The 20,693-nt window shown below is 65.0% G+C and carries 23 protein-coding genes and 1 pseudogene; 18 read left to right on the top strand and 6 right to left on the bottom strand.

Annotation, left to right across the window (positions count from 1 at the left end):
- The first annotated feature begins 9 nt into the window (after positions 1-9).
- From RBB46_RS14965 to RBB46_RS14935, 7 genes are all read left to right on the top strand, one after another.
- Positions 10-228: a helix-turn-helix transcriptional regulator gene (locus RBB46_RS14965; protein ID WP_306029819.1), complete on the top strand. Its 219-nt coding sequence runs from the start codon at positions 10-12 to the stop codon at positions 226-228.
- 98 nt (positions 229-326) lie between these two features.
- Complete coding sequence (locus RBB46_RS14960; RefSeq protein ID WP_306029818.1) at positions 327-905, top strand: histidine phosphatase family protein; 579 nt, start codon at positions 327-329, stop codon at positions 903-905.
- Between the two features lie 70 nt (positions 906-975).
- Positions 976-2,442 (top strand): YcjX family protein, encoded by a 1,467-nt coding sequence (locus tag RBB46_RS14955; protein WP_306029817.1) that lies wholly within the window; start codon positions 976-978, stop codon positions 2,440-2,442.
- Positions 2,439-3,518, top strand: a complete 1,080-nt coding sequence (locus RBB46_RS14950) for a YcjF family protein (RefSeq protein WP_306029816.1) — start codon at positions 2,439-2,441, stop codon at positions 3,516-3,518. The genes RBB46_RS14955 and RBB46_RS14950 overlap by 4 nt, the downstream gene beginning before the upstream one ends.
- Positions 3,519-3,674: 156 nt before the next feature.
- Positions 3,675-5,246, top strand: a complete 1,572-nt coding sequence (locus RBB46_RS14945; protein ID WP_306029815.1) for a cyclic diguanylate phosphodiesterase — start codon at positions 3,675-3,677, stop codon at positions 5,244-5,246.
- Between the two features lie 213 nt (positions 5,247-5,459).
- Entirely contained in the window at positions 5,460-5,831 is a 372-nt protein-coding gene (locus tag RBB46_RS14940) for a hypothetical protein (RefSeq protein WP_306029814.1), read from the top strand.
- Positions 5,822-7,000: a VWA domain-containing protein gene (locus tag RBB46_RS14935; protein WP_306029813.1), complete on the top strand. Its 1,179-nt coding sequence runs from the start codon at positions 5,822-5,824 to the stop codon at positions 6,998-7,000. Before RBB46_RS14940 ends, RBB46_RS14935 begins: the two co-directional genes overlap by 10 nt.
- 17 nt (positions 7,001-7,017) lie before the next feature.
- Here RBB46_RS14935 and RBB46_RS14930 read toward each other — a convergent pair whose 3' ends face one another.
- Together RBB46_RS14930 and RBB46_RS14925 are read right to left on the bottom strand one after the other, a co-directional pair.
- Positions 7,018-8,013 (bottom strand): dipeptidase, encoded by a 996-nt coding sequence (locus RBB46_RS14930; protein ID WP_306029812.1) that lies wholly within the window; start codon positions 8,011-8,013, stop codon positions 7,018-7,020.
- A 14-nt stretch (positions 8,014-8,027) separates the two neighbouring features.
- The gene (locus RBB46_RS14925; protein ID WP_306029811.1) at positions 8,028-9,191 is read right to left on the bottom strand and encodes a pyridoxal phosphate-dependent aminotransferase; all 1,164 of its coding nucleotides are present in this window, start codon (positions 9,189-9,191) and stop codon (positions 8,028-8,030) included.
- Between the two features lie 89 nt (positions 9,192-9,280).
- On the opposite strand from RBB46_RS14925, the gene RBB46_RS14920 reads away from it, so the two are divergent.
- Positions 9,281-9,937 carry a GntR family transcriptional regulator gene (locus tag RBB46_RS14920; protein WP_306029810.1) on the top strand — a complete coding sequence of 219 codons (657 nt, stop codon included), beginning with the start codon at positions 9,281-9,283 and terminating at the stop codon, positions 9,935-9,937.
- A gap of 253 nt (positions 9,938-10,190) precedes the next feature.
- Complete coding sequence (locus RBB46_RS14915; RefSeq protein ID WP_306029809.1) at positions 10,191-12,350, top strand: methyl-accepting chemotaxis protein; 2,160 nt, start codon at positions 10,191-10,193, stop codon at positions 12,348-12,350.
- Positions 12,351-12,453: 103 nt separating this feature from the next.
- Here the strand turns inward: RBB46_RS14915 and RBB46_RS14910 are convergent, their stop codons facing one another.
- Positions 12,454-13,227, bottom strand: coding sequence for a helix-turn-helix domain-containing protein (locus tag RBB46_RS14910; RefSeq protein WP_306029808.1), 774 nt, complete (start codon positions 13,225-13,227; stop codon positions 12,454-12,456).
- A gap of 414 nt (positions 13,228-13,641) precedes the next feature.
- On the opposite strand from RBB46_RS14910, the gene RBB46_RS14905 reads away from it, so the two are divergent.
- The 7 genes from RBB46_RS14905 to RBB46_RS14875 all read left to right on the top strand — a co-directional run bounded on the left by RBB46_RS14905 (position 13,642) and on the right by RBB46_RS14875 (position 16,333).
- Positions 13,642-13,902, top strand: coding sequence for a hypothetical protein (locus tag RBB46_RS14905; protein ID WP_306029807.1), 261 nt, complete (start codon positions 13,642-13,644; stop codon positions 13,900-13,902).
- Positions 13,899-14,201 (top strand): hypothetical protein, encoded by a 303-nt coding sequence (locus tag RBB46_RS14900; protein ID WP_306029806.1) that lies wholly within the window; start codon positions 13,899-13,901, stop codon positions 14,199-14,201. Before RBB46_RS14905 ends, RBB46_RS14900 begins: the two co-directional genes overlap by 4 nt.
- Positions 14,194-14,343 carry a hypothetical protein gene (locus RBB46_RS14895; protein WP_306029805.1) on the top strand — a complete coding sequence of 50 codons (150 nt, stop codon included), beginning with the start codon at positions 14,194-14,196 and terminating at the stop codon, positions 14,341-14,343. The genes RBB46_RS14900 and RBB46_RS14895 overlap by 8 nt, the downstream gene beginning before the upstream one ends.
- A gap of 30 nt (positions 14,344-14,373) precedes the next feature.
- Positions 14,374-14,631, top strand: coding sequence for a hypothetical protein (locus RBB46_RS14890; RefSeq protein ID WP_306029804.1), 258 nt, complete (start codon positions 14,374-14,376; stop codon positions 14,629-14,631).
- Entirely contained in the window at positions 14,612-14,962 is a 351-nt protein-coding gene (locus tag RBB46_RS14885; RefSeq protein ID WP_306029803.1) for a hypothetical protein, read from the top strand. Before RBB46_RS14890 ends, RBB46_RS14885 begins: the two co-directional genes overlap by 20 nt.
- On the top strand, positions 14,959-15,234 hold the full coding sequence (locus RBB46_RS14880) for a DUF1488 domain-containing protein (protein WP_306029802.1): 276 nt from the start codon (positions 14,959-14,961) through the stop codon (positions 15,232-15,234). The genes RBB46_RS14885 and RBB46_RS14880 overlap by 4 nt, the downstream gene beginning before the upstream one ends.
- Positions 15,235-15,520: 286 nt before the next feature.
- Positions 15,521-16,333 carry a transglutaminase family protein gene (locus RBB46_RS14875; protein WP_306029801.1) on the top strand — a complete coding sequence of 271 codons (813 nt, stop codon included), beginning with the start codon at positions 15,521-15,523 and terminating at the stop codon, positions 16,331-16,333.
- A gap of 33 nt (positions 16,334-16,366) precedes the next feature.
- Here RBB46_RS14875 and RBB46_RS14870 read toward each other — a convergent pair whose 3' ends face one another.
- The 3 genes and pseudogenes from RBB46_RS14870 to RBB46_RS14860 form a co-directional block, all read right to left on the bottom strand.
- Complete coding sequence (locus RBB46_RS14870) at positions 16,367-16,792, bottom strand: DUF2267 domain-containing protein (protein ID WP_306029800.1); 426 nt, start codon at positions 16,790-16,792, stop codon at positions 16,367-16,369.
- Positions 16,793-16,805: 13 nt separating this feature from the next.
- Positions 16,806-16,955: an AraC family transcriptional regulator gene (locus RBB46_RS14865; protein ID WP_306029904.1), complete on the bottom strand. Its 150-nt coding sequence runs from the start codon at positions 16,953-16,955 to the stop codon at positions 16,806-16,808.
- A 271-nt stretch (positions 16,956-17,226) separates the two neighbouring features.
- Positions 17,227-17,700 (bottom strand): annotated as a pseudogene (locus RBB46_RS14860) (cupin domain-containing protein); the annotation flags it as partial.
- Between the two features lie 158 nt (positions 17,701-17,858).
- Here RBB46_RS14860 and RBB46_RS14855 point away from each other — a divergent pair.
- Together RBB46_RS14855 and RBB46_RS14850 are read left to right on the top strand one after the other, a co-directional pair.
- On the top strand, positions 17,859-19,076 hold the full coding sequence (locus RBB46_RS14855) for an MFS transporter (protein ID WP_306029798.1): 1,218 nt from the start codon (positions 17,859-17,861) through the stop codon (positions 19,074-19,076).
- Positions 19,077-19,334: 258 nt separating this feature from the next.
- On the top strand, positions 19,335-20,645 hold the full coding sequence (locus RBB46_RS14850) for an MFS transporter (RefSeq protein ID WP_336623166.1): 1,311 nt from the start codon (positions 19,335-19,337) through the stop codon (positions 20,643-20,645).
- Positions 20,646-20,693 lie beyond the last annotated feature (48 nt).

Raw genomic sequence — 20,693 nt, 5'->3', positions numbered from 1 at the left:
GTCGCCAACATGCCGATCGTGATCAATCTCGACGTCATGCTGGCGCGCCGGAAAATGCGCTCGCGTGAACTCGCCGAACGCATCGGCATCACCGAGCAGAACGTCTCCCTGCTGAAGTCCGGCAAGGTCAAGGGCGTACGCTTCGACACGCTGGAGCGCATCTGCGAGGTGCTGGACTGCCAGCCCGGCGACATCCTCGAATTTCGCGAAGCCGACAAGACAACCTGACGAACATCCGTCCCGGCACACCAAACTTCCCCCGGACGCGGGCGCTCGCATGTGATTAAACTCGGGCATCGCAACCGCGTTCGGGGAACCCGTCTGACATGCTGCGCCTGCTATTGCTGAGACACGCCAAGTCCGACTGGGGCCAGCCCGGCCTGTCGGACTTCCAGCGCCCCCTGAACGACCGCGGCCGGCAGGCCGCCCCCGAGGTCGGCGCGCATATGGCCCGGCACGGGCTCAATCCCGATCGCATCCTGTGCTCAACGGCCCAGCGCACCCGCGAGACGCTGGCCCTGATCCTGCCCTCCCTGCAGGGCGAGATCGACATCCGGCTGACCCGCAAACTCTACGACGAGTCCGATTACGACTATCTGGCGACGATCCGTACGGCCGGCGAGGGCAGCCGCACCCTTCTCGTTGTCGGCCACAACCCGGCGACACAGGAGACCGCGCTTGACCTGATCGGCGGCGGCAATCCCGCCCTGAAGACAGCCATCTCCGAAAAATATCCGACAGCCGCGCTGACCGTCATAGACTTCGACACCAAGCGCTGGTCGGCCATCGAGCCGGGCGCCGGCCGCGTCGTTGCCTTCTGCCTGCCGCGCCTGCTGGCCGGCGCGACCTCGCTTTCGGCAGTGCCCACCGCAGCCAATGACGGCGCCCCCAAGCCGGAGGCATGAGACGCGCGCCGGTACGCCCGCGCTTGCAAGCCCCCGCTCCTCTCCCCACATGGGCGTGCGGAGACAAGACGTGACGCAAAGAAGCCTGCTGACCCGCCTCACGGACGAGGTGCGCCATTCCCTGGACAATCTCGCGGAGACCGCCGGGTCGCTCGGCACGCCGACCTTGCGCATCGGCGTGACCGGCCTGTCACGGGCAGGCAAGACAGTCTTCATCACCGCGCTCGTCCACAATCTGGTCCATGGCGGCCGGCTGCCGCTGCTGGAGGCCGCCGCCGGCGGTCGCCTCGCCCGCGCCTATCTGGAACCCCAGCCCGACGACAATGTCCCGCGTTTCGACGTCGAGGCGCATGTCGACACGCTGCTGAAGGAGCGCATCTGGCCGCAATCGACGCGGCAGGTTTCCGAATTGCGGCTCACGATCGAGTTCGAATCCGCCCATTTCCTGTCGCGCACGCTGGGACGCGGCAAGCTGCATCTCGACATTGTCGATTATCCGGGCGAATGGCTGCTCGACCTGCCCTTGCTGGACAAGGACTTCCGCAGCTTTTCCGCCGAGGCGCTCACCCGTGCCCGCGAGAGCGGCCGCGCGGAGATTTCCGCCGACTATCTCGCGGCACTCGCCGAGACCGGGCCGCAGGCCGAGGCGGACGAGCAGGACGCTCGCCGGCTTGCCGGCCTCTACACCACCTACCTGCGCGCCTGCCGCGAGGACGAACGCGCGCTTTCCATGCTGCCGCCGGGCCGCTTCCTGATGCCGGGCGACCTGGAAGGTTCGCCCGCCCTCACCTTCGCCCCGCTCGACCTTGGCGGCCATGACGGCCCGCTCCGGCCCGGCTCTCTCGGGGCGATGATGGAGCGGCGCTACGAGGCCTACAAGAAACATATCGTGCGCCCCTTCTTTCACGACCACTTCGCCCGTCTCGACCGGCAGATCGTGCTGGTCGACGCGCTCAATGCGCTCAACGCCGGCGCCGGGGCGCTGGCCGATCTGGAAATCGCGCTGGCCGAGATCCTGGCAGCATTCCGGCCCGGCAAGGTCTCGCGGTTGTTCTCCATCTTCACCCGCCGGATCGACCGCATCCTCTTTGCCGCCACCAAGGCCGATCACCTCAACCGGTCGGACCACGACCGGCTGGAGGCGATCCTGCGCCGGCTTGTCGCGCGCGCCATCGAGCGGGCCGAATACAGCGGCGCCGACGTGGAGGTGCTGGCGCTTGCCGCCATTCGCGCAACGCGCGAGGCAAGCCTTTCGCATGGCGGAGAGACGATGCCGGCGATCCTCGGCACCCCTCTTTCCGGTGAAAGGGTCAACGGCGAGACCTATGACGGCAAGACCGAGATCGCGCTCTTTCCAGGAGATCTGCCGGACGACCCTGCGGCCATCTTCGATGCGAAAGCTCCAGCCGGCGGCGTTCGCTTCGTTCGTTTCCGGCCGCCGGAGTTGCAGGTGACGGCGGAGGGGGTCAAGCTCTCCCTGCCGCATATCCGGCTCGACCGCGCCCTGCAATTCCTGATCGGAGACCGGCTCGCATGACCAGTTCCGGCGACACGCCGCGCTCGCCGCGCAAGCCCGCCGCGTTCCGGCTGGACGATGCGCGCGTGCGCATGGACCCCGACGACGAGGGCGCCGCCGGCACGTCCGAAGCACGCATCGTACCGCAGCGCGAGACCCGGGGGGCGCCGCTGCCGCCTGCCGTGGAAACGCGCAAGGGCCCGCGCTGGGGCCGCTGGCTGTCCATCGGCCTTGGCGGCCTCGTCTCCCTTGCCGTCGGCCTGTCGGTGGATGCGCTGATCCGGGACCTCTTCGCCCGCACCGACTGGCTCGGCTGGCTGGGCCTGGCGCTTGCCGCCATTGCCGCGATCGCCGCCATCGGTCTTGTCCTGCGCGAGATCGTCGGCATCTTCCGGCTGAAGCGCATCGAGAGCCTGCGCGCGACCCTTGCCGATGCCGCCGCCCGCGACGATGGCGAGACGGGACGCGCCGGCATTCGCGACCTGATCGCGCTCTATGGCGAGCGGCCCGACACAGCACACGGCCGCGCGGCGCTGGCCGGCCACGTGCGCGAGGTGATCGACGGGCGCGATCTGGTGCTGCTTGCCGAGCGCGACCTGCTGAAGGCGCTGGACGCGCGCGCCGTGCGCATCGTCAAGGAGAGCGTCAAGCGCGTCTCCGTCGTCACCGCCGTCTCGCCGCGCGCCGCTCTCGACCTTGCAGTGGTCCTGATCGAGAACCTGCGCATCATGCGCCGCCTGTCGGCGCTCTATGGCGGCAGGCCGGGCCTGATCGGCTTCCTGCGTCTCGCCCGCCATGTCGGGGCGCATCTGGCGATGACGGGAGGCATGGCTGCCGGTGACAGCCTCGTCTCGCAACTGCTAGGCCATGGGCTGGCCGCCCGCCTTTCCGCCCGGCTCGGCGAAGGCGTCATCAACGGACTTCTGACCGCACGCGTGGGTATCGCCGCGATCGAGGTCTGCCGCCCGGCCCCCTTCATTGATCGTGGCGGCCCCAGCGTCTCCGATGTCATGGGGGAACTGTTCAAGTCGGATCCAGAGACCAAGGCGCTTCTCGACACTGCGTCGGGCAAGGCGCCGGAAACGCCGCGCAAATAGGGCCTTCGGGCCGGTTGCTGGCATGAACTTCATTCATCCTTCTTCGAGTTAGGCGTATTGCGCGAATCGAAATCATGCTAGGCCCATGAATGAAGTATCGATTCAGGCATTTCTCTGAAAAACCGGCCCATGCAAGCATCTATTCGTGACAGGATCTTGAGCGTCGCGTTCGGATTTGCGGTTTTCCTGACCTGCCTCTTGGTCATGAAGGTCGCGCATCACCTCGACATGCGCAGCCGGCTGAAGGCCGTCATCGATCTCGTGCACGCGCGCGGCCATGTGATCACCTCGCAGGCCGACGAGATCTTCGCCCAGCTCGATTCCCGCCGCTTCGACGCCTGCACGCCGGAACTGCAGCAGGAGGCGCGGAACCTTCTCTTCCGCTTCAACCATGTCCACGAGATACTCTTCTTCCGCGATCGCGGGCCAACCCCCATCTGTTCGGCCACTCTGGGGCTGCTCGACGAGACGCACGCCTTCCCTGCGCACGACATCCAGTCACTGTTCGATCCCGACCGCTCCTATTGGCTGGGTTTCTCCGACCCCCGCCTGCCGGAAACCAGTGTCGACTTCTTCGTGCGCAGCCATGACGTCGGTATCGTCCTTGATCAACGGATCCTGTCGAACACGACGACCTCATTCGACTGGGAAGCCTTCACCCGTCCGCCCGGCACCGACTATGCGGTGCACCTCTTCGGCAGCGAAGGCATCTACGAGCAGTCGAGGCAAAGCATCCAGCATCCGTTGAGCCCCTATACCTATGTCGAAGGCTGCACCGAAGGCGTCTGGCGCTTCTGCGTCGTCGCCCGCGACGACATGCCCGCCGAAATCATGCAGAATCCGCTGACATCGGCAGCCGGCATCCTTGCCTATCTCGGGTTCGGTTTTCTCGGGTACCGGTGGCGGCTGCGCCGCTTCGAGAAGCGCTCAACGCTTACAGGCCGGATACGCACCGCCATTCGCCGCAATTTTCGCGATTTTCACTGCGTTTACCAACCCGTGATCGACATGCGCAGTGGCGACCCGGTGGGCTGCGAGGTGCTCGCTCGCTTCTGCGATGAATATGGCCCCCTTCCTCCCTCCGCCTTCATTCCCGAAATCGAGCGAACGGGCTCGACCTGGTTCTTCACCGAGGCGGTCCTGGGCAAGGCGATCACGGACCTTGCTTCGTTGGAGGGCCGTCTGGAGGGTTTCCACCTGTCAGCCAACTTCTTCCGGCAGGACCTGCATGCCCGCAACCTCGACCGCCTTGAGGCATCCGCGGCGCTACGCGTCCTGGGCGACAAGCCCTATGTGCTGATCTGCGAGATACTGGAGAACGGCCTCGAAACCGGGATCGACATGAGCCAGGCCATCGCCCATCTGCGCGCACGGGGTTTCGAGATCGCCATCGACGATTTCGGCACTGGCGTCGCCAACCTGTCGAGCGTCCGCAAGCTGTCGCCGCACTACATCAAGATCGACCGCCAGTTTGTCGGCGAGGTCGATGCGTCGGAGGACTCCCTGCGCGCCTCCCTGGTACCGAACATTCTGGCGATCGCCCGCCAGGTCGGGTCCATCTGCGTTGCCGAAGGCGTCGAGACGGCTGAACAGGCCGCCTCGCTCGGCGGCATCGGGATCCGCTACGCGCAAGGCTATCATTTCGCCCGGCCAATGCCGGTTGCGGAGCTCGCGGCCTTCCTGCCCGCGCAGGCGACGTGCTCCCGGCCGGCCCAGACCACCGCCTGACGCGACGCGTGCCTTTCGCGACTGCCGTATCACGGAGCTTCCCCGGGCTTTACGCTAGGTGAAGCACTTCTCAAGAGCACCTTTATAGTGTATTTTAACTACGCACTCGTTTTGAGTGTTTTTAGGTGTTCTGATGCGCCGCCGGCGTGGCGGGACGCCGCAAGCGATTGTGCAATGGGTTTTTGACGAAGACATCTCAGGGGGAACGATATCATGGCAACCTGCAACGCCGGTCACGGCTGCTCGATCACCTGCAGCAACGGCTGCGCCGCGATCTACAACAAGGACACCGGCGAGTGCACCAAATGGTGCGAGCCGAGTGCCAGGGAGGTCGACGGTTCGGCCTTCGAAGGAAAGTTCAGCATCGAAATCAACGATATGTCCGTCGGCTCTCTCGCCGGGGTGATCGGCGAGACCCGTCTGGGCGTGAATTTCAAGACATTCCATGGCGCGGGCGGACGCGTGTCGCTGAAGCTCGAGGACACCGATCTGGCCGGCGCGGGGGGCCGAACCGCCTTCGGCAAAGTCATCCGCGCCGTCTCGACATCCGCCGGTGGCAGCCCTAATCTCCTGCCATGTTCGTGACCTTTCTCGCCAATCTGCGCAGCGCCGGCGTGCCGGTTTCCCTGCGCGAGTACCTGACGCTGCTTGAGGCGCTGAAGGCCGATCTTGCCGGCAAGCAGGTCGAGGATTTCTACTTTCTCGCCCGCACCTGCCTGGTCAAGAACGAGACCAATCTCGACAAGTTCGACCGTGTGTTCGGCCAGACCTTCAACGGGCTTGAGCTCGGCGGTTCCGGCACCGAGGCCCGGGACCTTCCGGAGGACTGGCTGAGAAAGCTCGCCGAAAAGCACCTCACGGAAGAGGAAAAGGCGCAGATCGAGGCGCTCGGCGGCTTCGACAAGCTGATGGAGACGCTGCGCGAGCGGCTCAAGGAACAGAAGGGCCGCCACCAGGGCGGCTCGAAATGGATCGGCACGGCCGGCACCTCGCCCTTTGGGGCCTATGGCTACAATCCGGAAGGAATCCGCATCGGCCAGGACGAAAGCCGCCACCGGCGCGCCGTCAAGGTCTGGGACAAGCGTACCTTCCGCGATCTCGACGACACGGTGGAACTTGGCACCCGCAACATCAAGGTGGCCTTGAAGCGCCTGCGCCGCTTTGCTCGCCAGGGCGCGGCCGAGGAACTCGATCTGGACCACACGATCCGCGCCACCGCGCATCGCGGCCTGCTCGACATCCATATGCGACCGGAACGCCGCAATGCGGTGAAGGTGCTGCTCTTTTTCGATATCGGCGGCTCGATGGACGACCACATCCGCGTCTGCGAGGAGCTGTTTTCGGCCGCCCGTACCGAGTTCAAGGTCATGGAGTATTTCTACTTCCACAACTGCCCCTACGAATTCCTTTGGAAGAACAACGCAAGGCGCCATTCCGAGCGGCTGCCGACATGGGACGTGCTGCACAAATACGGGCCCGACTACAAGCTGATCTTCGTTGGCGACGCCTCGATGAGCCCTTACGAAATCGCCTATGCCGGCGGCTCGGTCGAGCACTGGAACGAGGAGGCCGGTTCCGTCTGGATGAAACGCCTCACCGACCACTACTCGAGAAGCGTCTGGCTGAACCCGGTCGCCGAACGGCACTGGACCTATACCAACTCCATCCGGATGATCCGCGAGCTGATGGATGGCCGCCATTACGCCCTGACGCTGGAAGGGCTTGAGGCAGCGATGAAGGAACTGGCGCGCTAGGGTCAGGGCCGAAGTCGCTAGCGACTGGCCAGCGCATGGCGAAGATAGTTCTCGCCCAGCAGTCCCCTCACATCCGTCCGTGTGAAGCCCGCCGCCACAAGGGCGGCGACGAGATCACCGAGCTGTTCCGGCTGAAAGAAGCTCCATGGCGGTTCGGGATAGCCGCGTGGCCAGCGCTCCCGCGCCGCGTGATAGAAGCCGTAGTCGCTGCCCTCCAGGTACATGAAATCGAGACCGAGCCCGATGCGTTCGGCCGACCCGGCGATCTCCGCCACATGCGCCGCATGACGGGCCATCTCGCGCGGGATCGCCTCCCCTTGTGCGCCCAGAAAGAACCCGACGCCGTTGATGCCGATATAGGACCCGGCCTCCGCCGCCGCGCGGATCTGCTCGTCGCTGATGTTGCGTTCATGCTCAAAAAGCGCCCGGGCATTCGAATGGGAAAAGAGCGGCGGCGTCGGCAGGCCCGCTTCCAGCACGTCGAAAGTGGTGCGAACCCCGCAATGGCTGAGGTCGACGCGCATTCCGGTCCGGACCATCCGCCGAACGAGATCGCGGCCGGCCGCCGACGGTCCCGCATTGCGCGGCTCGTGGCATCCGTCGGCGAAGATGTTGGCCTCGTTATAGGCGAGGATCGAGCGTTGGACGCCCGCGGCGAAAAAGGCCTCGACGAGTTCGGGGCAGCGGGAGAACGGTGTTGCCGACTGGAAATGGAAGGATGCGGAGAACACCTCGTCCGCTTGCGCCGCCAGGATCGCCGCCCGATCATGGGCGACAACGACACCCGCTGTCGCCAGTTCGCCCGACAGGTGGCCGAGATTGGCCAGTGCGTCGGTTTCCGTGTCGCGCCCGCTCGACAGGGTGAAGGAGGCATGCGTGAAACCGGCCGCGCGAAAGCGCCCGACCTGCGTTGCAAGGTCTGCTCCCGCCGGCAGGAACCCTCGCGACCAGGGCCAAAGCCCGTCGCAGACCGGCGCTCCCGCGAGCCAGGGAAACCGCTCCGAGAGTGGCACTGGCCTTCCCTCGCTCACAGGAGCCATGCCTTTCGCACCCGCTCGCGCAGGCCGCGCAACCGGGATACCGGTTCGTTGGCGTAGACGAAACGCAGGTAGCGTCCGGCGCTGTCCTCCGCGCCCCAGCCGGTCATCGGCGTCGCGGCAACGGCCCCGTCGCGGAAAAGGCGCGCGGAAGCGTCTGCCGGATCCATGCCGAGGGCCCTCGTGTCGATCAGCAGCGACCAGCCCCCGTCCGCAATGACCACCGGCAGGCCGGACAGTTCGTCGACAATCGTGTCCCGTCGCGCCTGCCATTCGGTGGTTGCCGCGGCAACCCCGTCATCCTCCGCCGCAAGCGCGGCGGCTGCCCCCGGCATGCCGATGCCGACCTGACACACGACGTTGGTCAGGCTGACGAGACCGATATCCTTCATGATCGGCTCCGGCCCGACGATCCAGCCGACCCGCCAACCGATCATCCGGTACTCCTTTGAAACGGAGCCGACCGTGATCACCCGTTCCGCGACAGTGCCGAAAGAGGCCGGATGCATGACCGGCTCGCCGGTGAAGAGGATACGCTCCATCGCCGCATCGTGGATGATCCAGGCCTCCGCCCGCTCGGCCGCCGCCGTGATCTCCGCCCATTCCTCGCGCGTGTGCACGATGCCGCTCGGCATCGAGGGGCTCATGGTCAGGATCGCCCGGGTCCTGTCGTTGACCGCAGCGTGCAGCGCCTCCAGATCCAGCCGCCAGCGCCTGTCCACCACCTGGAGCGGCACCAGACGCGGTACCCCGCCGGCAAGCCGGATGCGGTTGAGAAGACCGGCATAGGCCGGGTCCGTGATGACCACCTCGTCGCCCGGCTCCAGCACCGCCAGAAGAACGTTGAGCACGCCGGACAGCCCCCCGGCCGAGACGATGCACTCGGTTTCCGGATCGTAGTCGCGTCCCGCGGTCGCCGAGACCCTCGCTGCCGCCGCCGCTCGCAGGTCGTGAATGCCCAGGAACGGCAGATAGCTGTTGGCGTCGTCCCGGCGAACGGCCGCCAGCGTTGCCTCGATGGCGGCCTGTGGTGGCGGAATGTCGGTGTCGAGATTTTCCAACCGGAGCATTTCAGCGACCCCGGCGGCATCCGCCGCATTGCCCATCCTGTCGACGCCAATACCGGGAATGTGTGCAAGTCGAGAGACAGTCATACAAAACTCCATCTTGGATCCAAGATACGAGTATGTGATGCTATATCCTGTCTTGTCTGTCAATCAGGTGCCTGCTAGGCCTTTCCTCCATGACGACCGGCGACACACGAAAAGGCGATCGGACCGAACTTCTGGTGAGGGAGATCCGCCAGGCGATCATCGCCGGCGAACTGAAACCCGGCAGCACCCTGCGCCAGGAAGAGCTGGCCAGGGCCTACAGCACCAGCCGGATGCCGATCCGCGAGGCCCTGCGCGTGCTTGCCGGCGAAGGCCTTGTGCAGCTGGCGCCCAATCGCGGCGCCGTCGTCGCCCCCATCGACGCGAACGAATTGCGGGAGAATTTCGAGATGCGCGAGGCGGCCGAGCTGCTCGCCATGCGTCTGGCGCTGCCGCATCTCTCCAACGCGCATATCGACAAGGCGGCGGCGCTGCAGGACCGGATCGCGAGCGCCGGCCTTGCCGAATTCGGCCGCCTCAACAAGGCGTTCCACATCACGCTCTACGCGCCTTGCGAAAGGCCTCGTCTGCTGGCCCATATCTCGAGCCTGCACGACGTCGCGGATCGCTACATGCGCTTCACCCTTGCCCGGCTGGACTACCTCGTGAAATCGTCGGACGAGCATCGTGCCATTCTCGATGCCTGCTATCGCCGCGACACGGAAGCCGCCTTGCAGCTGACATCCCTGCACATCCTGGAGGCCGGCAAGACGCTGGAGCACTACTTGCTGGAGAAAGCCTCTTCCTGAAAACGCAAGAAGGAGAGACCGGTTTGCCGATTGCACTTCTCCAGACTGATTCTCTCCCGATTCGGTAACGTGAAATGGAAATAGCCGTCATTATTTCCATCAAGGGTTGTATTCTTGAATAATTTCGCCGATCTCAAGCTCATGATACTTATCACGATTATGAACATAAGCATAAATGACGTTGATGAATTAATCAGAAAGAAAGGATGAATAGGTAATTTCACCACATCACATTCTAAGGATGGTGGCGCCTATGATCTCCCTGAAAATCTCGAGTAAGATCCCGCTTCTGGTCGTGATCTCGGTTGCCGCCGCCACCATTGTCACAGGTGTGGTGGGCTACCAGTCCTCCCGCAGCCATCTGCGCGCCGCCTCGCTCGAGGCCATGCGTGCGACGGTCGACTCGCGCCGCGCGGAGATCAGCGGCTATCTCCGGTCGATCGAGGAGGACCTGCAACTCGCCGCGAGCAATCCTTTTGTCCGGACGGCCCTGGCAAGTTTCCAGTCGACCTATGACGAGGCCGGCAATGACGGCAAGTCGAGTCCGGCCCTGAGAAATGCCTATATCACCGGCAATCCGAACCCCTTGGGCGAGAAGCACAAGCTCGACGCAGCCGGCGACGGCAGTGCCTACAGCAAGGTTCATGGCGCGAACCATCCCTGGTTCCGCGACTATCTCGAACAGCGTGGCTACTACGACATCTTCCTTGTCGATGCCGCCGGCAACATCGTCTACTCGGTCTTCAAGGAGAACGATTTCGCCACCAACCTTGCGAGCGGTGAGTGGCAGTCGACCGACATCGCTACAGTCTTTCGCAAGGTGAAGGAAAGCACGAAACCGGGCAGCTTCGCCTTCTCCGACTTTGCCCCTTACGCGCCGTCCAGCAATGCTCCGGCAAGCTTTATCGGCACACCGGTTGTCGGAGCGTCCGGCAGCTTCGCGGGCGCGCTCATATTCCAGATGCCCATCGACCGCATCAACGAGATCATGACCCGCTCGACGGGTCTTGGCGAGACCGGCGAAACCTACATCGTCGGCACCGATTTCCTGATGCGCTCCGAGAGCCGGTTCCGCAAGCCGGGCGAGGCGAGCACGATCCTTGCCCGCCGCTCCGACACCAGCTCCGTTCGCGCGGCGCTCACCGGCAAGACCGATGTCGCAAGCTCGACCGATTATCGCGGCGAACCCGTGCTCGCGGCTTTTGCGCCGCTCACCTTCGAGGGCGTCAACTGGGCCCTTCTCGCGGAGATCGACGAGGCGGAGGTGCAGCGTCCGATCGACCAGATGGGCATGCAGTTCCTGATGATCGGCGGCGCGGTCGTCCTTCTGATGGGCCTTGCCGGCTTTTTCTTCGCCCGCACCATTTCCACGCCCATCGGACGGATGAGCAATGTCATGCGCGTCCTGGCCGACGGCAATCTCGAGATGGAGGTGCCCTATACCGGCCGCCGCGACGAGATCGGCGACATGGCCGGCGCCGTCCAGGTGTTCAGGGACAACGCCCTTGAGGTGCGTCGTCTCGAGGCGGCCCAGGCCGAGAACCAGGCCCAGGCCGACAGGCAGGCCCGTGTCGCCCGCGAAAAACTCGCTTCCGAGTTCGAAGCCGCGATCGGCGGGATCGTCGAGACCGTCGCCTCGGCGGCGACCGAGATGCTGGCATCGGCCCGCAGCCTTTCGGCCAATGCCTCGGGCACGTCGGAACGCTCGACGGTCGTCGCCTCGGCGGCGGAAGAGGCTTCCGCCAATGTCCAGGCCGTGTCGGGCGCCGCGGAGGAACTCTCCAGCTCGATCGCCGAGATCAACCGCCAGGTGACGGACTCCCAGGAAATTTCCCTCGTCGCGGTCGACAATATTTCGTCGACCAACGAGAAGGTCGGGGAACTGTCGTCGGCGGCCGAGCGCATCGGCCAGGTGGTCGCGCTGATCACCGACATTGCCGAGCAAACCAACCTTCTGGCGCTCAACGCCACCATCGAGGCGGCACGAGCCGGAGAAGCGGGGCGCGGCTTCGCCGTCGTCGCGGCCGAGGTCAAGGAACTTGCCTCCCAGACGGCGCGTGCGACCGAGGACATCGGCCAGCAGGTGCGCGGCATCCAGACCTCGACCCGCGACACGGTCACCGCGATCAGCTCCATTGGCGAAACAATCGAACGGATCCGCGCCGTCTCGACCTCGATTTCCTCCTCGGTCACGCAGCAGGGCGCGGCAACCCACGAAATCGCCCGCAACATCGAGCAGGTCGCTGCCGGCATGAGCGACGTCACCGGCAACATCACCGGCGTCAACGCCGCCGCGATGGAAACCGGCAGCGCCAGTGAGCAGCTCCTGGCCTCCGCCGGCGAACTCTCCGGCCAGGCCGAGCGGTTGCGCGGCGAAGTCGACCGCTTCCTGCTGCAGGTGCGCAGCGCCTGAGCACCGCGGCTTGCGAACACGGACCCTCCGGCGCCCTTGCCGGAGGGGCTCGATCCCACGGACGTGAAGCGCGACCAGCGAGACAGACCGGGCTACGGCCAGGTCAGCGGCTGAAATAGCGCCCCGGCGTCACCCCGAAGGACTTCTTGAACGTGGCGACGAAGGCACTCGGCCCCTCATAGCCCAGCCGGTCCGACACTTCACCGACAGCCATTCCCTGCGACAGCCACTCGACCGCCTTCATCAGCTTCGCCTGTCGTCGCCAGGCGCGGAAGGAAAGCCCCGTCGCGGCCGGAAAATGCCGTTCGAAAGAGCGCAGGGACAGGTTCGCCCGCCCCGCCAGGTCGGCAGCGGAAAGACCGGCCGCCGGATCGTCTATCAACGGCCGGATCGCTTCGCGCAGGCGCGGCTCCTCGGGGATGGGCAGATGCAGCGGCGCCACATGGGAGGTGGCGATCTGGTCGACCAGAACGGCGGCAAGCCGCCCGGTCGCATCGTCCGCGTCATAGTCGGGTGCGCAGGCCATGAAGGCGAGGATCAACTCGCGCAGCAATGCCGTCACCTGGACCACGAACGGCTCCTCCGGCATCGCCGGAAGCCCTTCGGGGCGCATGTACAGGAAACGGACTTCCGTCTCCGTGTGATAGCTGGAATGGTGCAGCACGCCCGGTGGAATGAAGATCGCCCGCTCCGGCGGTACGACGAAGCTGCCTCCCTGCGTGGCAACCGTCACCGACCCGCGCAGGATGTGGAAGAGCTGCGCCCGCCCGTGGGCATGGGGCCGCGTCACCGAGCCGGCCGGCTCCGTCCCCACATAGGAGATGATCGGGTCCGGATGCTCCTCCGGGAACTTCGTCTGACGCAGCGGATGGATCATGGGACCGTGGGTATCGGAACGCCGGTTCCCGGAACCATACAGGCAATGCCCTGGCCACGCCATGCCCCCGCCAGGCCTCTGACCGGACCTTCTGTCCGTCCTTCCGTCAGCGCGTCACGCAGCCGTGCGCCGTAGACTGAAAAAATAAAAACAGATCCAGTGCCCTAAAAAACATCAAACCTGAAAATAAAAGACAGATATAAACGCATATATTCAAAGTCGCCTTATTTGAGACTTAATTAAATATCAAAATAAAACTCGTACCTAAAAGATAATTCCAGAAAATACACAGCCCGGAAAACTCCGCAAAAACGGCGCCGAACTTGCCATCGGCGTGGCCATCACCTCTTGTTTGCCCGACCGGTCCGCGAGAGCCATGGGCTCGTTCATGCGGGCACCCTGAAGGTCGACAAGATGACCACCCGCACCACGCAATGCATCCTCCACTTCCCGACCCCTTTTCGGCTCGACGGTTTTGCCGACGCCCAACCGCCCGGCGAGTACCGGATCGACCGGGAGGACGAGTTGATCGAGGGACTTTCCTGGACCGCCTGGCGCAGGGTCGGAACCTTCATCCATTTGCCGGCGATCGGCGCCAGGGCAACAACGCAACAGATGGTGCGGGTCGATCCCGCAACTGTCGATGCCATAAGTGAAAAGGACGATCCACAATGACCACGGCAAGTTTTCGGCAACGCTATGCCAGCCAGTCCGCGGGTGATGCGGGAGAGCATCTCCTGAGTGTCGGGCAATCCGTCCGCCTGAAAAGCGCGATAGGCAACACGACCGGACAGACGCAGGTCTACCGCATCACCGGCATGATGCCGGCATCCGCCGGCGCCCCGCAGTATCGGATCCGCAATGCCGAGGAAAATCACGAGCGGGTGGCGCTCCAGGACGAGCTGGAGCTCGTCGACACGACAGGCCTCAACGCGAAGGCAACCTTGATGGAAAGGACGTTTGGGCATGGCTAAGGGACAGAAGCGTAGCAACCGGGAAATCCGCAAACCGAAGCAGACGAAGACGGAAGCCAAACCGGAAGCGCCATTTGCCAATCGGATCAAGCTCTCGGTGATCTCGGCCTCGACCGGCCAGCGCGAAAAGAGCAAGGCCTGAAGGTCCGGTCGGCCGTTTCAGGAGCAGGCAATGAAAGTCGTGATTGAATTCTTCCGGCTCCGGAAAACGGACAAGGCACATGCCGTTGTCGGGCGCGAGACGGTGGATGCCGTGGATCGGGACGATGCGATCGCGATCGCCGGACGCCTGCTCGATACGCTCGGAATGCCGCAGCGACCGGACGGCATGACGATCACCGAAGCCGGGGGCGCGGCGCTTCATTCCTGCCTTTTCAGCAACAGTCACGGCCAACCGGAGAACGACAATGATGAAAACCGTGAAACATGAGCCCGACCGCCAGCCAAACGTGGCGGCCATCGCCATCTGGGAAAACGAGGGTGGCGCATCCCGGCCCGCCCGCATGGACCAGCATTTCGGCAGACGGATCGAGAAGGACCGGACCTGGACAATCTATCACGTCTATACAGGGATCCCGGCGACGTCCAACGGCCGCAACATGACCGGCCTCAGTCATTCCGATGCGACCGACGGCATGCTGTTCCTCAATGATCGCAACACCAGAAACCGCGCTCATCGCCACGCCGCGCAAGCAAAGCCGCGGCGCGGGCTTTCGGCATTCCTGCTGGCGACCTGGCGAAGGACCGGAGGTCTCTCATGACATTGAGCTTTCCCAACCCCAGCCGGAGCTTCGACGAAGGTCGCAAAGGCGTGCGTTTCATCGGCCATGACGGCGTGTTCGAGGTCCCCTTCTTCATAGAAGCCGACGCACTTGCGAAAGCGGGCGGCGCCACCGCCCGCCTCGATGCCTCCCAGGCCGACTGCCTGTCGGCCTTCGACCGGCTGCGCGCCACCATTCACGACGTCGCGCGCACGATCCACACAAGCCGCCGCCGGTCCTCCTACACGTTGAACGCCTCCGACTTCCGCTAGGTCGTGGACTCATAATTGTGCCGGAAACGGCGTCTGGCCCGGCAATGATATGCCAGGAGGAGCGTGATGGCCGGGGCAAGTCCCCCGGCCGAGCGGTCCGACGCCGCAGATCGAAGCCGGACCGACGCCCTTCGGGTCTGTGCGAACCTGCCGGCAACGGCGTCGCAAAACCTTGAAAACCGAATGGTTTCCTGCGGTCTTGCTCCTTGTATCCGAACAGGTTCGCGCAGACCGTTTCTCGCCAGAATTATCAGTTCACGACCTAATGGAGGGAGCGATCCCGAACATGCTCATTCGCTGCGGCTACGAGATCAGGCTGCAATGCCAGCAGCCGACCGCGCTGGTCTGCCTGATGTCGATAGAGGACGCGCGCACCCCCGACATCCGGGTGCCGGAGACCCTCGACACCTCTCCCGCCGTGCCAACGGCCCTCTATCGCGACCTTTTCGGCAACCGGTGCCGCAGGCTGGTCGCACCAAGCGGCGCGTTCACCATCCGCAGCGATGCAACGGTCGCAGACAGTGGCCGCACGGACCGGATCCGGCACGGCGCCCGCGAGATGCCGGTCGAGGACCTGCCCGACGACTGCCTCGTCTTCCTGATGGGCAGCCGCTACTGCGAAACCGACCATCTGAGCCAGACGGCTTGGGACCTGTTCGGGTCGCTGCAACCGGGATGGCAGCGGGTGCAGGCGATCTGCGATTTCGTCCACCGGCACCTGCAATTCGACTACATGCAGGCCAGAGCGACCCGCACGGCCTTCGAAGCCTTTGAAGAGCGCGTCGGCGTCTGCCGCGACTATGCCCACCTTGCCCTGGCATTCTGCCGATGCCTCAATATCCCTGCCCGCTACGTCAACGGCTATCTCGGCGACATTGGCGTTCCGGTGGTCGACCCGATGGATTTCAGTGCCTGGATAGAGGTGTTTCTCGACGGTGAGTGGCACACGTTCGACCCTCGCAACAACATCCCGCGGATCGGCCGGATTGTCGTCGCCCGCGGCCGGGATGCCGCGGACATTCCGCTGATCAACTCCTTCGGTCCCCATGTCCTGAAAGAGTTCCGCGTATGGGCCTACGAGGAAGCGGTCTCCTCATAGGTTGGTCGGCACTCCGACCGGGGTATCCGTTGGTCACGCGGGCACCGCCCAGAACGCAGCTGCTTCTGCGGGAAGGGCCGCGAGCGCACGGTCGAAGGCCTGCTGGTCGACATGCTTGCGAAGGGCCGCTGCCACATCGGCAATCGCGGTGTCGGGCGAGAAGTTATGATGCCGTCGCAAGGCCTGCACCTCGCCGGTCATCTCCTCGCAGCTGCTGAAATCCCGTTTTGGCGCGTCCAGGTCCCAGTCGGCGATGAAGATCGCGCGAAGAAGCGGTGGCAACACCCCGGCGAAGCGGATCGCCTCCTCAAGCTCAAGCCGTGCCCGGAAGACCTGGAGCACACCCTGGACCATCGTGTAGGTCTGGTTGCGGGTCGCAAGGCCGGCACGGTCCCGCGCATCCTCCAGAAACCGGTCGAACACGACCGAGGCGTTTGAATATTCGGCAGGGATCGTCATGACCGTGCGCCCCTCACCGCGCCTTGCGGGCCTGGCCCGGCGGCTGGCCGGTGACGCGCTTGTAGGCCCGGCTGAAGGCCGCCTGCGACTGGTAGCCGAGTTGGCGGGCGACCTGGTCGATCGACATCCGGTCGCGCGACAGCCACTGCGCGGCCAGGCGCATGCGCAGCGCGCCCACGTAGCGCAGCGGCGTGGTGCCTGCCGGTGGCAGCGGCGAACCTTTCAGCAAAGACCGAGCGGGAGCTGCCCATGGCTGTCGCCATTTCCGCCAGCGTCCAGTCGCGCCCCGGATCCCGGTGCAACTCCGCAAGCACCCGCCCGAGCCGCTCGTCGCGCAGGGCCGCGACCCAGCCGCTGGCATCGCCGCACCCGCACTCGACCCAGTTGCGCACGACGGAGGCGGCGACCACCTCGGCCAGCCGCGCCAGGATACCGGCCGTTCCGGCCCGGTTCGTCGACATCTCCCGCTCCATCGCGTCAAGCAGCGGCCGCACCTCCGGCTCCTTGCCCGGTATCGACCCGACATGCAGCACCGACGGCATCAGTTCGATCAGCGGATGCAGCGTGTCGAGCTCGAACTGCATCGCGGCGGAAAAGATCAGCACGCCCTTGTCCGGAGAGGTCTTTCCGCATCCCGGCTCGAAGGAACACATGCCCGGACACAGCGGCACGGTAAGAAAGGTCTCGATCGGGCGCACCTCGGCGTTCGTTCGCGAGACAAGCGCATGTTCGTCGCCGCGTGGCAGCAGGATCGCATCGCCGCAGGACAGCGGCATCAGCTCTCCCGAGGGCGATCGCAGCAGCCCCGTACCGCCGGCAACGAAGTGGAACCGGGCTTCGGACGAGGCCGGGAACGCGGCTCCCAGCGGCGGCGGGAGATGCAACTTCCCGTAGCTGGCTCCGCGCATGCGCATGCCCATCAAGAGCTCGCCGATCGGATCCGCAGACATGGTCAGGGTCATGGCAATTTCCGGATTTTCGATCAATGATTGCAGAATATGTGTCATGGATCGTCCGGAAATGCCACCCATCTATCACCCATCTCGCTCCTAAGATGGGGACTTCAATGACTAGCGAACACAGCGCCGCCGGCACTCCGGCGGCAACCCTGACGGCTGCCTGGGCCGCCGTCTTTTCCATGTGCCTGGGGGTTTTCGGCCTCGTCGGCGCGGAATTCCTGCCCGCCAGCCTCCTGACGGACATGGCGCAGGACCTCGGCATCTCCGAAGGCCTCGCCGGGCAGGCCGTGACGGCGACCGCGGCCATGGGCGTCGTCGCAAGCCTGAGCGTCGCCGCCCTCACCCGGTCGATCGACCGGCGCCGGGTGCTGCTCGGCTTCTCCGCCCTGCTGGTCCTCTCGAACCTCGTCGTCGCCTTCTCGACGAGCGTCGAGATCCTGCTTGTCGGCCGGCTGATGCTGGGCGCGGCGCTGGGCGGCTTCTGGTCGCTTTCCACCGCCGTCGTCATGCGCCTCGTTCCCGAGGCCAACGTGCCCAAGGCGCTGTCGATCATGGTCTCCGGCGTCTCCGCCGCAACCATCTTCGCAGCCCCTGTCGGCAGCTATGTCGGCGACATGTTCGGCTGGCGCGTCGCCTTCGCCGGCGCGGCGGGGCTTGGCCTGGCGGTCTTCGCCTTCCAGTTCGCGACACTGCCCTCGCTGCCCTCGCGCGGCCGGGCGCGCTTCGGCATGCTGGTCGAGCTTATGTCACGCAGGCGCGTGGCGCTTGCCATGCTGGCCGTGCTGATGGTGTTCGGCGGACACATGTCGCTCTTCACCTATATCCGCCCCTTCCTTGAGACCGTCACCGACATCGGCATCACGGCAATCTCCGCGACACTGCTCGCGTTCGGCATCGCCAACTTCATCGGCAACTACCTGGGCAGCATGCTGGTCGCCCGCTCGCTGCTGATGACGCTCGCCATCATGCCGCTGACGATTGCGGTGCTGGCTTTCCTGCTGGCCACGATCGGCGGAACTTTCGCCATCGACCTGACGCTGATTGCCCTGTGGGGTCTGGCCTTCGGCACGGTTCCGGTGGCGTGGTCCGCATGGATCGCCCGTTCGGTGCCCGACGAGGCGGAAAGCGCCGGCGGACTGCTGGTCGCGGCGATCAACCTTGCCATTGCCCTTGGCGCGGCAATCGGCGGCCTGATCCTCGACCTGAGCGGCGTCCAGAGCGTGTTCCTCGCCAGCGGCTCCGTTCTGGTGCTTGCGGCGATCACGGTCATCGCCGGCGTCGACGCCAGGACCCCGCGCACGGCGGCGGAGGGCGCCGGGGCCTGACAAGGACATCTCCCCAACCACAAGTTGGCACCCGCCGGACCATGCCTGCGCGTTCAGGAGCGGTTCGGCGGGGGCAAGCATTCGTCGCCTCATCGACATAAATTGACAAAATGGCGATAACACGCAGACGGCCTTTCGCGGTAGAGGATTGGCAACGCGGTACTGCAGGCGCCTCCTGGCCAACACCCCCTTCCGGGTTGCCAACCGGTCGCAGGCGCACTGTACCGCCGTTCCTGTCTCCTCTTGCGGATGAACCCGATGCCAGACCGTCGCCCCACCACCTCCTCCATCGCACCGGTGGAGACGATACCGGCCTTCGCCGCAAGCGAGGCGGGCGCTGCCGTCCCGGGCGCCCCGCCCCCGTCCGGCGCGCCCAGGGGCACCGGCTGGCGCTCGCCGCTGGTGTTGCTGATGATCATGGCGGCGGCGATGCAGTTGTCCTTCGCCGCCTGGTGGAACCTGATGAACAATTTCGCGGTTCACGAGCTCGACTTCACGGGCCGGGAGATCGGCATCCAGCAGTCGATCCGCGAGATCCCCGGCTTCCTCGCCTTCACCGCCATCTACCTGCTTCTGGTTCTTCGCGAGCAGACGCTCGCCTATCTGTCGCTGGCACTGCTTGGCGTCGGCGTCGCCGCGACCGGCTACTTCCCCAGCACATGGGGCTTCTACATGACCACCTTCGTCATGTCGGTCGGCTTCCACTATTACGAGACGATGAACCAGTCGCTGTCGCTGCAGTGGCTGCCAAAGGAGAAGGCCGCGGCCGGCATGGGCAAGATCCTCGCGGTCGGAGCCTTCGCGCAGCTGGTCGCCTACGGCATGATCCTGGTCGCGTGGAAGACCTTCAACCTGAGTTTCGCCACCGTCTTCCTGATCGCCGGACTGCTGACGCTGGTGGTTCTGGCCTTCCTCGTCATCGCCTTCCCGCAATTCCGCGAAGGCGTGCCCCAGCGCAAGCAGCTGGTGCTGCGCAAGCGCTACTGGCTCTATTACGCGCTGACCTTCATGGGCGGCGCGCGCCGGCAGATCTTCACCGTCTTCGCCGGGTTCCTGATGGTCGAGCGCTTCGGCTACGACGTGCACGAGGTCGCCGGCCTGTTCCTGCTGAACGGTGCGGTCAACATGCTGCTGGCGCCCAAGATCGGTTCATGGATCGGCAAGGTCGGCGAGAAGACCGCACTGACGGTGGAATATGTCGGGCTGATCGGCGTCTTCGTGACCTATGCCTTCGTCACCAACGCCCATCTGGCCGGCGCGCTCTACGTCATCGACCACGCTTTCTTCGCCGTGGCCATTGCCATGAAGACCTATTTCCAGAAGATCTCGGACCCCGCCGACATCGCCCCGACCGCCGGCGTCGCCTTCACCATCAACCATATCGCGGCCGTGTTCATTCCCGCGCTGTTCGGCCTGATCTGGCTGGTCTCTCCCGCCGCCGTCTTCCTGATCGGCGCGGCCATGGCCTGCGTCAGCCTGATCCTGGCGCGGCTGGTGCCGGACGATCCCGCCGAAGGCAACGAGGTGACATTCTTCTGGCGCCGCGCCGCGCCGGCCCCGGCGGAATAGGTACCCGCCGCGAAAAACGGACGGCAGGCGCGGCGGAAGATCCTCGCC

Source organism: Stappia sp. MMSF_3263, from assembly GCF_030733745.1.
Taxonomy (GTDB): Bacteria; Pseudomonadota; Alphaproteobacteria; order Rhizobiales; family Stappiaceae; genus Stappia.
This window is presented reverse-complemented; position numbering and strand designations above follow the sequence as displayed.

Excerpts from the sequence above, each read along its gene's own strand:
- RBB46_RS14905 (WP_306029807.1), top strand. The coding sequence starts at position 13,642 with ATGACCACCCGCACCACGCAATGCATCCTCCACTTCCCGACCCCTTTT.
- RBB46_RS14920 (WP_306029810.1), top strand. The coding sequence starts at position 9,281 with ATGACGACCGGCGACACACGAAAAGGCGATCGGACCGAACTTCTGGTG.
- RBB46_RS14925 (WP_306029811.1), bottom strand. The coding sequence starts at position 9,191 with ATGACTGTCTCTCGACTTGCACACATTCCCGGTATTGGCGTCGACAGG.
- RBB46_RS14940 (WP_306029814.1), top strand. The coding sequence starts at position 5,460 with ATGGCAACCTGCAACGCCGGTCACGGCTGCTCGATCACCTGCAGCAAC.
- RBB46_RS14900 (WP_306029806.1), top strand. The coding sequence starts at position 13,899 with ATGACCACGGCAAGTTTTCGGCAACGCTATGCCAGCCAGTCCGCGGGT.
- RBB46_RS14890 (WP_306029804.1), top strand. The coding sequence starts at position 14,374 with ATGAAAGTCGTGATTGAATTCTTCCGGCTCCGGAAAACGGACAAGGCA.
- RBB46_RS14965 (WP_306029819.1), top strand. The coding sequence starts at position 10 with ATGCCGATCGTGATCAATCTCGACGTCATGCTGGCGCGCCGGAAAATG.
- RBB46_RS14895 (WP_306029805.1), top strand. The coding sequence starts at position 14,194 with ATGGCTAAGGGACAGAAGCGTAGCAACCGGGAAATCCGCAAACCGAAG.
- RBB46_RS14870 (WP_306029800.1), bottom strand. The coding sequence starts at position 16,792 with ATGACGATCCCTGCCGAATATTCAAACGCCTCGGTCGTGTTCGACCGG.
- RBB46_RS14910 (WP_306029808.1), bottom strand. The coding sequence starts at position 13,227 with ATGATCCATCCGCTGCGTCAGACGAAGTTCCCGGAGGAGCATCCGGAC.
- RBB46_RS14950 (WP_306029816.1), top strand. The coding sequence starts at position 2,439 with ATGACCAGTTCCGGCGACACGCCGCGCTCGCCGCGCAAGCCCGCCGCG.
- RBB46_RS14935 (WP_306029813.1), top strand. The coding sequence starts at position 5,822 with ATGTTCGTGACCTTTCTCGCCAATCTGCGCAGCGCCGGCGTGCCGGTT.
- RBB46_RS14960 (WP_306029818.1), top strand. The coding sequence starts at position 327 with ATGCTGCGCCTGCTATTGCTGAGACACGCCAAGTCCGACTGGGGCCAG.
- RBB46_RS14875 (WP_306029801.1), top strand. The coding sequence starts at position 15,521 with ATGCTCATTCGCTGCGGCTACGAGATCAGGCTGCAATGCCAGCAGCCG.
- RBB46_RS14865 (WP_306029904.1), bottom strand. The coding sequence starts at position 16,955 with ATGCGCCTGGCCGCGCAGTGGCTGTCGCGCGACCGGATGTCGATCGAC.
- RBB46_RS14885 (WP_306029803.1), top strand. The coding sequence starts at position 14,612 with ATGAAAACCGTGAAACATGAGCCCGACCGCCAGCCAAACGTGGCGGCC.
- RBB46_RS14850 (WP_336623166.1), top strand. The coding sequence starts at position 19,335 with ATGCCAGACCGTCGCCCCACCACCTCCTCCATCGCACCGGTGGAGACG.
- RBB46_RS14880 (WP_306029802.1), top strand. The coding sequence starts at position 14,959 with ATGACATTGAGCTTTCCCAACCCCAGCCGGAGCTTCGACGAAGGTCGC.
- RBB46_RS14855 (WP_306029798.1), top strand. The coding sequence starts at position 17,859 with ATGACTAGCGAACACAGCGCCGCCGGCACTCCGGCGGCAACCCTGACG.
- RBB46_RS14915 (WP_306029809.1), top strand. The coding sequence starts at position 10,191 with ATGATCTCCCTGAAAATCTCGAGTAAGATCCCGCTTCTGGTCGTGATC.